Genomic DNA, 12,421 nt, shown 5'->3' on the forward strand with positions numbered 1-12,421 from the left:
CGCTTGTTACGAATGTGCAGGTCTGGATCGGTGCCTGGAACTACCCGGCCAACCTGCGGAATGTAGGGGCGTAGACGAACCCTGAGAAGAGCCGCCGGGCGGTTCGCACCACCGAAGCCTGGATCGTCTGGCCCTCGGCACCGCTGCGCGTCAGCGCAACATCGATGCCGCCACTTGGGTGCTCCAGGCGGACCTCGGCCAGTTGCTGCGCGCCTTCGCCCAACAGGTCGACAATCACGGTGCCAGGGCTGACGCAGGCAGTCGCCAGCCCCACCGCTCCCGTGATCGCCAAGGCACGATGGCAATTGTGCGGCATGAAATAGCGAACCTGCAGCGTGCCGTCGTAGCGCGGCTTGGACACCAGCACTGGCTTGGGGATGACCATGCCACTGACGTCGCCCAGGCCCATGGCCTTTCCGGCCTTCAGCCGCAACGCTTCCAGGCGTTCGAGCAGCGCGCTGTTGGCGTCCAGCTGAGCCGGGGTTTCCGAGCCGCTGACACCCAACTGGCTGGCCTCCACCACCATCATCGGCATGGCCATGTCGATGCAGGTCACCGGCACGCCATCAATCACGTCCTGGGCCTTGCCCGTGGGGAACAGCTTGCCGGTCTTGCTGCCGACCGCGTCGAGGAAGGTCAGGTGCACCGGGGCGGCAGTGCCCGGCACCCCATCGATCGCCGTACGGCCTTCGTAGCGCACGATACCGCCGGGCGTTTCGACCAACGAATTGACGAAGGTGCCAGTGTTGAGGTTACGGATGCGCACCAAGGTCTTGCCTTCCTGGCCTTTTACCAACCCCTGTTCGATGGCGAATGGCCCAACCGCACACAGCATGTTGCCGCAGTTGGGGGCCGTATCGACCCGGCGCTGTGCGACCATCACCTGCACGAACAGGTAGTCGACGTCGGCGTCGGCGTGCAATGACGGGCTGATGATCGCCACCTTGCTGGTCTGCGGGCTGCCGCCACCGATGCCGTCGATTTCCAGCTCATGGCCAGAGCCCATGAGGTTGATCAGCAACTCGTCGCGCTCGACCACATTGGCAGGCAGGTCCCAGGCGTGGAAGAACGGCCCTTTGGAGGTACCGCCGCGCATGAGTACGCAAGGAATTCGTTGCATGATTTCGCACTCTTGTTGATCAATGGACATCATTGATGCTGTGAGCAAAAGAGTGACAGGGATGGATAAATCAATCCAATGCAAATATCGTAGCTATTATTGCGATTCAAACATAAATAAAGCGCCAGGCCAGTCGAAGGTTTTCTTATGGAATATGAGCTGCAAGACATCAGATCTTTCGTGAAAATCGCCGAACTGGGCAGTTTTCATGAGGCCGCCGAAGCGCTTCACCTGTCCCAGCCGGCCCTCAGCCGGCGGATCAAGAAGCTGGAGGAAGGCCTGGGCACCTCCCTACTGGAACGCACCACTCGCCGGGTCAGCCTGACCAGCGTGGGCCGCGACTTCCTGCCCAAGGCCAGGCGCCTGCTGGATGATTTTGAAGACTCGATCCTCAGCATCCGCGAGCTGGCCGAACGCCAGACCGGTCAGGTTACCCTCGCCTGCATCCCTACCGCCGCGTTCTACTTCCTGCCGTCGGTGATCCGCGATTACAACGAGCAATACCCGAAAATCCGCATTCGCCTGCTGGACCTTAGCGCCAACGACGGGCTCGAAGCCGTGCTGCGCGGCGAAGCCGACTTCGGCATCAACATGATGAGCGGCCAGCACCCGGACATCGAGTTTGTCTCGCTGGTGCAGGAGCACTTTGTACTCGCCTGCCGGCGTGACCACCCACTGGCGAACCGCGCCTCCGTTACCTGGACAGAGCTGGCTGATTACCGCCTGATCGGCGTCGGCCGCCTGAGTGGCAACCGCATGCTGCTGGACCATGCGTTGTCCGGGCTCAACCTGCGGCCCAAGTGGTTCTACGAAGTGCAACACCTGTCCACGTCACTGGGCATGGTCGAAGCCGGGCTGGGCGTGTCGGCCATGCCCAGCCTGGCCATGCCCAATGCCGACCACCCCACGCTGGTGAGCGTGCCGTTGATCGAGCCGCAAGTCACCCGCACGCTAGGGCTGGTGTACCGGCGCGGCGCATCGCTGTCGCCGGCTGCGGAGAAATTCGTTTCGATCCTGCTGCAGAAATGGCCAAATCGCTGAGGGGAGCGGCGCGCCTGGCTTAGTCGTTCTTGCCCAGCATGTACTGGTCAAAATGCTCGATATGCTCGTCTAAGTTGTCCTCGAGCATCATCCGGTACTGATCACAGAAGTACTTCAGAATCTCTTCCCGTGCCGCACCCAGCTCCGCGCCGCTCTTGAAGCTGCGGGCGCTCATCCAGGCGCTGAAGCGCGCGGCACCGAAGGTCAGCGAGGCGCTTACCTTGCCCAGGTCTTCGAACTTTTCGATCTGCTGGTTCGCCAGTTCGATGTGCGCATCGGCGCGATCGTAAAAGGCCTGGTCGGTAGCTTGGGTCATTGGGGTTCACCTTGTTGCGCAATGCGAGCGGGAGGCCAAGCCTTGCATGTCGCGGCGCATACGTGCAAGGCTGAAAAAGGATCACCCATGACGAAAAGGAAGCAAAGCACCTCATGCTTGGAATCACACGTATCCATCGCTATTTGCGCCCACTGCCTGCAAAACCGACTGCAGCCAGTGGGCGTGACCTCAAGGCCAAACGCGCCACCCACCTCGCCTCAACGGTTGCCAACCTCCTCTGCACGCCCCGCTCCGCCCCGCCTTACCTCTGCGTCACTCCTGAGCGTCCCCCTGTCGAACGTGTGCCCCCGACCTGACTGCCTGCACTGCAGCTCACACACCGTTCTCGCCTGTTGCAGGCGGGATGCCTGACGCAACGACAAGGGGCAACAACCAATGCTTTTCTTTCACGGTAAACACATCTTCAGCGCCATCTTCGATATGGATGGCACCCTCTTCGACACCGAGCGCCTGCGCTTCAAGACACTCAAGCAAGCGTCTCTGGAAATCTTCGGCAAAGCGCTGAGCGAGCAGACCCTGATTGGCTCGCTGGGCCTGAGCGCAAAAAAGGCCGAAGCCCTCGCCAAGGCGCATAACGGCGAAGACTTCCCGTACGCACAAATCCGCCAACGCGCCGATGAACTTGAGCTGGAGTACGTGCGCAATCACGGCGTACCAATCAAGGCCGGCCTGCTGGAGGTGCTGGAGCGCTTGCGCAAATCAGGCCTGACCATGGCGGTGGCCACCTCCAGCCGCCGTGCCATCGCCGAGGAATACCTGATCAACGCCAACGTGCTGAAGTACTTCGACATCACCGTTTGTGGCGATGAAGTCAGCCAAGGCAAACCCCACCCCGAGATTTTTCTGAAAGCCGCCCGCGCGCTCAATTGCGAGCCAGGCCAGTGCTTCATGGTCGAGGACTCGGAAAACGGCATGCTGTCAGCGATGCGCGCCGAAGGGCAGGCGATCCTGATCGAGGACATCAAGCCGCCTGCGCCGGAAATCAAGGCGGGCGCGCTCAAAGCCTACCGCAGCATGCATGAGTTTCTCGCCGACCTGAGCGCGTGCGTACCCGACCTGGGCATGCCTGCATTGAGCGAGCCGTTCCCGGCCTCGATGAACCAGTTCAGCGTGGGCATTCATGGTTTCGGCGCCATCGGCGGCGGTTACCTGACGCAGGTATTTTCCCATTGGGACGGCTACACCCGACCGCGTGAAATCATTGCCGCAACCCGCTCGCGCATGCTGCGCGAAAGCGTCAGCGCCTTCGGCCGCTACAGCGTGCGCTACGGTGCCACATCGTTCGACCAGACCATCGACAACGTGCGCATGATCGACATGGACGATGACGACGCCGTGATCGGCATGTACACCACTGCCGAAATCATCGGCCTGAGCCTGCCCGAGCAGGCCATCAGAAGCCAGGCCAGGGTGATCGCCCAAGGCCTGCTGCAACGCTTCGAGCGCCGAGGCCGGGAGCTGACCCTGCTGATCGTGCTGAACAAGGTTGGCGGTGCGGCGTTCGTGCGGCGTCATGTGCAAGCCGAGCTGGCGTTACTGTGCCCGCCTGCGATCAGCGAGCAGGTTTTGCAAAAGACCCATTTCGCCGAAACGGTGGTCAGCCGCATCGTGTCCAAACTGGGCAATGACGCGCTGGTGCGGCAACTGCGCATCAAGTCGCAGATGTTCCAGAACAGCCTGGAAGACGAGCCCGCAAGCACCTGCAAACCTTCAGCGCCGCAACCGGAGTACGAACGGCTGATCGGCCACTTCAGGCCCTTTGCACAGCCCAGCAGCGCCATGAGCCAGCTGCATCTGGTGCTGTTCAACAGCGAAGCCGACATGCCGCTTTACGCAGAGCGCGGCAGCGATCTGCTCGAACGCCTGCGCCAAGTGAAGACAGTGCCAGACATTGCCCAGATCCAGATCATCAAGAACCGCCTGTGGAACGGCCCGCACGCCATCGTGGCCTGGTACGCCAGCCTGCTGGGCCATGCCTGGGTCGGCCAGGGCATGGGCGATGCGCGGGTGAGTGAACTGGCCGAGCGCCTGATTCGCCAGGAGGTCGCGCCCGCACTGGTGGCCGAATACCCACAGATGGCCGAGGTGGTCGGCCGCTTTGCCGAGGCATTTCTCGAGCGCTGCAAAACCTCGTTCAAAGACCCGTGCGCCCGGGTAGGCCGCGACCCCTTGCGCAAGCTGCAACGCAACGAACGCATCCTCAGCAGCATCGACCTTGCCCGCAAGCACGGTATTGCAACCCCGGCCCTGGCGTTTGGCGCGGCCCTGGCCATTCACCATGCCCTGCAATGCGAGGACGACAAGGATCAGGAAGCCCGGGCGATCAGGCAGGTTTATCGGGATAACCACACCAGCGTCGAGGCCGTGCTTACGCATGACAGTGACTGTAATGGCAAGCGTTTTCCAGGGCTGGACCCGATCACGGATGCGCAGCTGATCACCGCCATTTCAGATGCTTTCCGGCAGTACCCGCAAAGGGATATGGCCACCCGACGGGATGACCTTTGCATAGGCGCATGAGGTACTGCATATGCCTGAAACCATCGCGGTGAATGGCACCGGCTCCGTCGATGTTCGCGGGGCAAGCTCGCTCCCAACTTGATCGCGCTAGCTTTCAGGTGTTGTGCAAGACAGTTGTCCCCACAGGTATTGCATCAGCCTCAAGCCTTCGCGATACCTGTAGGAGCGGGCTTGCCCGCGAAGAATCCAGCGCGGTAAATGGCACCGGCTTCGCCGGTGTTCGCGGGGCAAGCCCGCGCCCAACTTGATCGCGCCAGGTTTCAGCATCTCGTGGTTTTGCTAACAGACGTACCACGCATGCCTGCATGCTCGAATCCTGCATTCAACCTCTGCCGCAGCCGCTGCGGCATGGACAGCCTGAACACTCCATTCCCCATGACGCCTGCCGACCTTCACTTGATATGACACAAGGCTTGCTAATGACACAATGTGTCATTAAGATCGCTGTGTGTCCTGGCAGCGCCATCACGACGATCAGCCAGCGCCCGCCCTTTTCCCTGCAGGTACCGCCCATGACGACCACCATGCACACCCCCAAGGACCAGCTTGTCAAACTCGCCCAGCAACAAATGCTGACGGCGCTGACCGACAACACCTACACCGTACGACAAAAGCTCGCCCTCACCTGCCGCATCCTGTTCGACGGCGGCCACGACTCTGGCCTGGCCGGGCAGATCACTGCGCGTGCGCAGGAACCTGGCACCTACTACACCCAACAACTGGGGCTTGGCTTCGACGAAATCGCCGCCTCCAACCTGCTGGTGGTGGACGAAGACCTGACGGTGCTGCAAGGCCGTGGCATGGCCAACCCGGCCAACCGCTTCCACAGCTGGCTGTACCGCGCCCGCCCCGACGTCAACTGCATCATCCACACCCACCCGCTGCACAGCGCCGCCTTGTCGATGCTGGAAGTTCCGCTGGCCATCTCGCACATGGACCTGTGCCCCCTGTTCGACGACTGTGCATTCCTCAAGGAATGGCCCGGTGTGCCGGTGGGCAACGAAGAAGGCGAAATCATCGCGAACGCGATTGGCGACAAGCGCGCAATCCTGCTTTCCCATCATGGCCTGCTGATCGCTGGGCGTTCGATCGAGGAAGCCTGCGTGCTCGCCCTGCTGTTCGAGCGCGCAGCAAAGATGCAACTGCTGGCCATGGGCGCCGGTGACATCCGCCCCATCCCCGAAGCACTGGGCAAAGAGGCCCACGACTGGATTTCCACCCCCAAACGTCACGGTGCCGCCTTCAGCTACTACGCGCGCCGAGCCTTGCGTGCCCATGGCGACTGCCTGGGCTGATCGAAGCTGTACTCTTTCCTCAACAACGGCAAAGGTGCCTGGTCATGTCTACACCTGTAATTCGCGGCGTTATCGGCTACACCATCACTCCCTTCACGGCAGACGGCACACTCGACCTGGATGCCTTGGGCACGTCCATCGATAGCCTGATTGCAGACGGCGTGCACGCCATCGCGCCGCTGGGCAGCACCGGCGAAGGGGCTTACCTGTCCGACAGCGAATGGGAAACCGTGGTGCGCTTCAGCCAGGTACGTATTGCCGGGCGCGTGCCCAGCGTGGTCAGCGTCTCCGACCTGACCACCGCCCGCACCGTGCAGCGTGCCCGCCTGGCACAGGCCTGCGGTGCTACGGCGGTGATGGTGCTGCCCATCTCTTACTGGAAGCTCACCGAAGCCGAAGTGGTCGCCCACTACAAGGCGGTCGGCGCCGCCATCGACATTCCGATCATGCTCTACAACAACCCGGGCACCAGCGGCACCGACCTGTCGGTGGAGCTGATCCTGCGTATCCTCGGCGAAGTGCCCACTGTGACCATGGTCAAGGAAAGCACCGGTGACATCCAGCGCATGCACCGCCTGTTCACGGCTACAGATGGGCAGGTGGCGTTCTACAACGGTTGCAACCCGCTGACCCTGGAAGCCTTGGTGGCCGGCGCCACGGGCTGGTGTACCGCCGCGCCCAACCTGATCCCGGCACTCAACCTGGCGCTGTGGGACGCCGTACAACAAGGCGATCTGGCCGAAGCCCGTGCGTTGTTCTACCGCCAGTACGAGCTGCTGGAGTACATCACCCGCCGTGGCCTGCCGACCACCATCAAGGCCGGCCTGAAAATGCTCGGCCAGGAGGTCGGCGCCCCACGCCTGCCCCTGCAGCCGCTGGATGCGCAAGGCAGTAATCACCTGAAAAGCTTGCTGGTGGCGCTGGCCAACTGACGCCCAAACCTGCCCGGCAGCCTGTCGCTGTCGGGCAGTCTTTTTCTTCAGGAGCAGCCTTGGGCTGCGAAAGGGCCAATGACGCTGCAGTCGGATTACCCCTTCGCCGCACAAAACTGCTCCTCATCTGACCATTACCAGAGGCAACCATGGACGCGCCTGCTCAAAGCTCTACCACCCCGCTCAGGCTGACAGACATCCTTCACCCGGTGATTGCCGGAATCGTTTCGGTGATCGTCAACTACGGCGGCACGTTCATCCTGGTGTTCCAGGCGGCCAAAGTGGCCGGGCTGAGCCCGGAGCTGACGTCATCGTGGGTCTGGGCGGTGTCGATCGGCGTCGGCCTCAGCGGCCTGGCATTGTCCTGGTACAGCCGCGAGCCGGTCATCACAGCCTGGTCCACGCCAGCCGCCGCGTTCCTGGTCACCGCCCTGGCCAGCGTGCCCTACAGCGAGGCCATAGGTGCCTACCTGCTGTCGGCCGCCGGCTTCGTGGTGCTGGGGCTGAGCGGGTGCTTCGAGCGGCTGGTGCGCGTCGTGCCCGGCGGCATTGCCGCCGGCCTGCTGGCCGGCATCCTGCTGCAGTTCGGCATCGGTGCCTTTGCCAGCCTGTCGGTCGACCCCACCCTCGCCGGGCTGCTGATTGCAGCCTATGTGGCCTTCAAACGCTTCACCGCCCGTTACGCCGTGGTCGCCATACTGCTGCTGGGCCTGGGCTACCTGTTGCTGCAGGGGCAAGTGGGCCTGACCACGTTGCGGCTGGAATTCGCCTCACCGGTTTTCACCGCGCCCACCTTCTCCCTCAATGCGGCCCTTAGCGTGGCCCTGCCATTGTTCCTGATCACCCTCACCGGCCAGTACATGCCCGGCATGCTGGTGCTGCGCAATGATGGCTTCAAGACCAGCGCCAACCCGATTGTCGCCGTCACCGGCATCGGCTCGTTGCTGATGGCGCCCTTCGGTTCACACGCGTTCAACATCGCCGCCATCACCGCGGCCATCTGCACCGGCAAGGAAGCCCATGAAAACCCGGACAAGCGCTGGGTGGCGGGTATCGCCGCCGGTGTCTGCTACATCCTCGTCGGGGTGTTCGGGGTCACGCTGGCGAGTGTCTTCATGGCCCTGCCGGGCACCTTTATCACCACCCTGGCGGGCCTTGCCCTGCTGGGCACCATCGGCGCCAGCCTGGCCAGCGCCCTGGCCGATGCCCGTTCACGCGAGGCAGCACTGATCACCTTCCTGGCGGCGGCGGCCAACATCAGCCTGTTGGGCATTGGCGGGGCTTTCTGGGGCCTGGTCATTGGTCTGCTGGCCCACGTTGTCCTGAACGGTCGCCTGCCCGGTTTGCGCGGCGCCTCCCGCTAAGCGGGCTTTCCACCACCTTGCCGTGCGCCAGGGGCGCACGCTGTTCAACAGGTATCGACATGCCCCACGCTGGCCCCAAGCTGCTTACCCAAATTGCTGCCGTGCACTTCGTCAGCCATGTGCACATCATGCTGATCCCGGCGCTACTGCCCGTGCTGCCCGGCCTGCTGGGCGTGGGCTTCGTAGAGCTGGGCGTAGCCCTGGCGGTGTTCAACATCGTCTCCGCGCTGGTACAGGCCCCGCTGGGTTACGCCGTCGACCACTATGGCGCACGTAAAGTGCTCAAGGCTGGGCTGTTGCTGGGCAGCCTCAGTTTCGTGCTACTGGCGGCCAGCCCCGGGTATGCGGTATTGCTGGTGGCGATGGCCATGGCGGGCCTGGCCAATGGTGTGTACCACCCGGCCGACTATGCGCTGCTGGCCAACGGCATCGAGCCCGCACGCCTGGGGCGGTCGTTCTCTATTCATACCTTTGCCGGTTTCCTCGGTTCAGCCGTTACCCCAGCCGTATTTCTCGGCATCGCCGCGGCGCTCGGCACGCGGGCAGCCCTGGCGGCGGGCGCGTTATTCGGGGTAGCCGCGCTACTGCTGATATCGATACCAGGCAGTGGCGTTTACCGGGTCGCCAGGCGTGCCAACAAACAAGACGCAGGCCCGGCCGCAGCAACAGGCCGCGTACGTTTGTTCACCCCCATGATCGGCGTGCTGACGGTGCTGTTCATACTGCTCAACCTGAGCACCAGTGCCATCGAGAAGTTCTCCGTAGCCGCCCTGGTCCAGGGCCAAGGCCTGACACTGGCCTGGGCCAACGCCGCGCTCACCGCTTTCCTGCTGAGCAGCGCAGCCGGCGTGCTGTGCGGGGGCGCTTTGGCCGACCGTACCCGGCGCCATGGCCTGGTGGCGGCACTGGCCTTCGCGCTGGCGGCTGCGCTGACTGCACTGGTGGCGCTGGGGCTGCTGCAGGGCTGGGCATTGGTGGTCGTACTGGGCGCCATTGGCTTGCTCACGGGGGTCATCGCCCCATCACGGGACATGCTGGTCAAGGCGGCGGCGCCACCCGGGGCCGAGGGCAAAACCTTCGGCCTGGTGTCGACCGGGTTCAACATCGGCGGCGCCATCGGGCCGGTAGCGTTCGGCTGGATGCTCGATCAGCGCCTGCCCAACGGGATTTTCATCGCATCAGTGGTATTCATGCTGCTGACAGTGCTGCTGACCCTGGCACAGGAGATGTATTCAGCCAGAAGGCGCGCGACTGAACAGCTGGCGCGCGCCCTGTAGGCCCGGTGCAGCATTGCCAGGCCACGATCAATCATTCATTGCGCCGGGTTGGCATGCATCACTCGCCCGCCTGCCCCCGGCCGATTGACGAACAGCACATCCAGCACACTGTTGCGCAAGCCCTTCAGTGCATTCCAGTTCGCTGACGCATGCACGTATCTGTCGCGCAACAGCCGCTGTTCTTCCTCGCTCAACCCCACCTGGCCAGTTTCCCCCAAGGCAAAGGCATGCAATTTGCGGCTGATGCCCGACAACTCATCCGGCAGCCAATGCTCAGCCTGCGCCCCCAACGGCGCTAACGGCACACCCGCGCGCACCGCCAACGCCCGCATCACGCTCAAGTACACCCGGGACAAGTGCCCCGCCACGTACCGCTCCCGGTACACCGCCGCATAGACCTGCTTTTGCGCCTCGTCCCGCCGCCCACCGGCGATCGGCTCCTCCCAGGTCATCACGCGCGGCCTGGGTTCGCCCATATCGGCAAACGTCGAAGCCAGCAAGGCGCTCACCTTGGCATGTACGCGGCACTGCTCGACACGCGTGCCTGCAGGCACACACTGGGACTGCGGCTTGCACAGCAGCACCTGCTCCAGAAGGGTCTCCGGGTAACCACCCCCAATATTCGAGTGCACGCCCGGCAGCACGATGTCGTGGCCACTGCGCACCAGCGGGAAGTTATGCCGCCGCTCATCCTCGGCCACCAGTTGCACCACGTGCCGGGCAATACCCGCACCCAGGCCCAGGCGCAGGCCACCGTGGCGGCCGTCTGCAGGGTCGAAGTCACCCTGTAAGGGCGCGATGATCGCCGCCACGGTGTCGAACAGGCCGATAAAGTTGATCGAGGTTTCGCACGCCACCGACAACAGCCCGCCCGCGCCCTCGTGCAGCAGGTTGGCCAGATGCCGCACCGCCGCCGCACCGCGGCTGAAACCGAAAAGATCGAACTCGACCCCCTCCAGCGTTGCCTGCGGATGCGCCTGGCACCACGCCTGCAGTTGCTCGGCCATCGCCTGCAACGCCTCGGCAACCCGCGCCTCGGCCCCTGTGCGCCCATGCCCGGTGGCCGAGGCGTAGACATGGTCGGCTTCACCCGCCAGCGTGCCCACGCCTTCCACATAGCGCTTCAAGAACGCCTGCGGCCCGTCGGCATAGGCCGCATCAGCCGGATACAACGCATGCAACAGGGCCACATTGCTCAAGGCGTTGCCATAGCTGCCGCCCTTGTCACCCTGCTCACCCTCCGTCGTGGCATTGTGCAGGTTGTTACCGGTGCCATCGAAGAACACGCCAAATCGCAGGGTGACCGGCGTAAGGTTTGCCGTGCTGGCGCTGCTCATTTTCATCATCGTGCCTCCTGCTTGTCCGAAAAGCACAAGCAGGCGCCAGCACGCCGTCACGGACCATCAGGCAAAGGCCAGCCATACGTGGGACATTTCTTTGCCCGCAGGCCCGTCTGCAACGATAAATTTACCCGCCGCCATTGGTGGTCGCCCCCCCGGATAGATTAAAGTATCCCCCCTTGCCAAGGCTGCTGCCTCACGCCGCCTCAGGCCCCTACCAGGAACCGTCGCCGATGGAACACCGTGAAGCGCTGATCGCGCTGCGCACTTTTCTTTCTACCCAGATCCTAGGCCAGGAGAAACTGGTCGAACGGCTGTTGATCGTGCTGCTGGCCGACGGCCACATGCTGGTCGAAGGGGCACCGGGCCTGGCCAAGACCAAAGCCATCAAAGAACTCGCAGAAGGCATCGAAGCGCAGTTCCATCGCATCCAGTTCACCCCCGACCTGCTCCCGGCCGACATCACCGGCACGGAGATTTACCGCCCGGAAACCGGCAGCTTCGTGTTCCAGCAGGGGCCTATCTTCCATAACCTGGTGCTGGCCGACGAAATCAACCGCGCACCGGCCAAGGTGCAGTCGGCGCTGCTCGAAGCCATGGCCGAGCGCCAGGTCAGCGTGGGCCGCAGCACCTATGACCTGTCGCCGCTGTTTCTGGTCATGGCCACGCAGAACCCGATCGAGCAGGAAGGCACCTACCCGCTGCCCGAAGCCCAGCTCGACCGCTTCCTGATGCATGTAAAAATCGGCTTCCCCGACGCCGCCGTAGAGCGGCGTATCCTGGCGCAGGCCCGGGGTGAAGCCCTGGGCGGCGAGACCAAGCCTGAGCGCCGGGTCAGCCAGCAGGCCATCTTCGCCGCGCGCAAGGAGATCCTTGGCCTGTACATGGCCGACGCCGTGGAGGAATACCTGGTGCAGCTGGTCATGGCCACCCGCACCCCGGCCAAGTTCGACACCGAGCTGGCCGACTGGATCGCCTACGGCGCCAGCCCGCGTGGCTCCATCTCGCTGGACCGCTGCGCGCGTGCCCATGCCTGGCTGGCCGGGCGCGACTTCGTCAGCCCCGAAGACATCCAGGCCGTGCTGTTCGACGTCCTGCGCCACCGCATCATCCTCTCGTTCGAGGCCGAGGCGGCAGGGATCGACCAGGACCGCGTGGTCCAGCGCATCCTCGACGTCGTCGCCGTTGCCTGACC

General features: G+C 63.5%; 10 protein-coding genes. 7 read left to right on the forward strand and 3 right to left on the reverse strand.

Annotated elements, in window-relative coordinates; genetic code table 11:
• Positions 1–40: 40 nt before the first annotated feature.
• Positions 41–1,120 (reverse strand): 4-oxalomesaconate tautomerase, encoded by a 1,080-nt coding sequence (locus tag ACZ889_RS23700; protein WP_080756776.1) that lies wholly within the window; start codon positions 1,118–1,120, stop codon positions 41–43.
• A gap of 147 nt (positions 1,121–1,267) precedes the next feature.
• Here ACZ889_RS23700 and ACZ889_RS23705 point away from each other — a divergent pair, with 147 nt between their 5' ends.
• Positions 1,268–2,161, forward strand: coding sequence for a LysR family transcriptional regulator (locus ACZ889_RS23705; RefSeq protein ID WP_003247268.1), 894 nt, complete (start codon positions 1,268–1,270; stop codon positions 2,159–2,161).
• 19 nt (positions 2,162–2,180) lie between these two features.
• Here the strand turns inward: ACZ889_RS23705 and ACZ889_RS23710 are convergent, their stop codons facing one another.
• A complete protein-coding gene (locus ACZ889_RS23710; RefSeq protein WP_003247266.1) occupies positions 2,181–2,477 on the reverse strand; it encodes a DUF3144 domain-containing protein in 297 nt (98 codons plus the stop codon).
• Between the two features lie 396 nt (positions 2,478–2,873).
• On the opposite strand from ACZ889_RS23710, the gene mtlD reads away from it, so the two are divergent.
• The 5 genes from mtlD to ACZ889_RS23735 all read left to right on the forward strand — a co-directional run bounded on the left by mtlD (position 2,874) and on the right by ACZ889_RS23735 (position 9,886).
• Positions 2,874–5,018 (forward strand): bifunctional mannitol-1-phosphate dehydrogenase/phosphatase, encoded by a 2,145-nt coding sequence (mtlD, locus tag ACZ889_RS23715; protein ID WP_180689497.1) that lies wholly within the window; start codon positions 2,874–2,876, stop codon positions 5,016–5,018.
• A gap of 512 nt (positions 5,019–5,530) precedes the next feature.
• Positions 5,531–6,313, forward strand: a complete 783-nt coding sequence (locus tag ACZ889_RS23720) for an aldolase (protein ID WP_004577435.1) — start codon at positions 5,531–5,533, stop codon at positions 6,311–6,313.
• 44 nt (positions 6,314–6,357) lie between these two features.
• Positions 6,358–7,245, forward strand: coding sequence for a dihydrodipicolinate synthase family protein (locus tag ACZ889_RS23725; protein WP_014860956.1), 888 nt, complete (start codon positions 6,358–6,360; stop codon positions 7,243–7,245).
• Between the two features lie 149 nt (positions 7,246–7,394).
• Positions 7,395–8,609, forward strand: a complete 1,215-nt coding sequence (locus ACZ889_RS23730; protein ID WP_014860955.1) for a benzoate/H(+) symporter BenE family transporter — start codon at positions 7,395–7,397, stop codon at positions 8,607–8,609.
• Between the two features lie 59 nt (positions 8,610–8,668).
• Positions 8,669–9,886, forward strand: coding sequence for an MFS transporter (locus ACZ889_RS23735; protein WP_476257860.1), 1,218 nt, complete (start codon positions 8,669–8,671; stop codon positions 9,884–9,886).
• Between the two features lie 35 nt (positions 9,887–9,921).
• On the opposite strand, the gene ACZ889_RS23740 is transcribed toward ACZ889_RS23735, so the two are convergent.
• Positions 9,922–11,232 carry a phospholipase effector Tle1 domain-containing protein gene (locus tag ACZ889_RS23740; protein ID WP_476257861.1) on the reverse strand — a complete coding sequence of 437 codons (1,311 nt, stop codon included), beginning with the start codon at positions 11,230–11,232 and terminating at the stop codon, positions 9,922–9,924.
• Between the two features lie 227 nt (positions 11,233–11,459).
• Here ACZ889_RS23740 and ACZ889_RS23745 point away from each other — a divergent pair, with 227 nt between their 5' ends.
• Positions 11,460–12,419 carry an AAA family ATPase gene (locus ACZ889_RS23745; protein ID WP_003247242.1) on the forward strand — a complete coding sequence of 320 codons (960 nt, stop codon included), beginning with the start codon at positions 11,460–11,462 and terminating at the stop codon, positions 12,417–12,419.
• The last annotated feature ends 2 nt before the right edge of the window (positions 12,420–12,421 follow it).

Source organism: Pseudomonas sp. TE3895 (assembly GCF_056278855.1).

Coding starts and splice junctions, on each gene's coding strand:
- ACZ889_RS23700 (WP_080756776.1), bottom strand. CDS start 1,120: ATGCAACGAATTCCTTGCGTACTCATGCGCGGCGGTACCTCCAAAGGG.
- ACZ889_RS23705 (WP_003247268.1), top strand. CDS start 1,268: ATGGAATATGAGCTGCAAGACATCAGATCTTTCGTGAAAATCGCCGAA.
- ACZ889_RS23710 (WP_003247266.1), bottom strand. CDS start 2,477: ATGACCCAAGCTACCGACCAGGCCTTTTACGATCGCGCCGATGCGCAC.
- mtlD (WP_180689497.1), top strand. CDS start 2,874: ATGCTTTTCTTTCACGGTAAACACATCTTCAGCGCCATCTTCGATATG.
- ACZ889_RS23720 (WP_004577435.1), top strand. CDS start 5,531: ATGACGACCACCATGCACACCCCCAAGGACCAGCTTGTCAAACTCGCC.
- ACZ889_RS23725 (WP_014860956.1), top strand. CDS start 6,358: ATGTCTACACCTGTAATTCGCGGCGTTATCGGCTACACCATCACTCCC.
- ACZ889_RS23730 (WP_014860955.1), top strand. CDS start 7,395: ATGGACGCGCCTGCTCAAAGCTCTACCACCCCGCTCAGGCTGACAGAC.
- ACZ889_RS23735 (WP_476257860.1), top strand. CDS start 8,669: ATGCCCCACGCTGGCCCCAAGCTGCTTACCCAAATTGCTGCCGTGCAC.
- ACZ889_RS23740 (WP_476257861.1), bottom strand. CDS start 11,232: ATGATGAAAATGAGCAGCGCCAGCACGGCAAACCTTACGCCGGTCACC.
- ACZ889_RS23745 (WP_003247242.1), top strand. CDS start 11,460: ATGGAACACCGTGAAGCGCTGATCGCGCTGCGCACTTTTCTTTCTACC.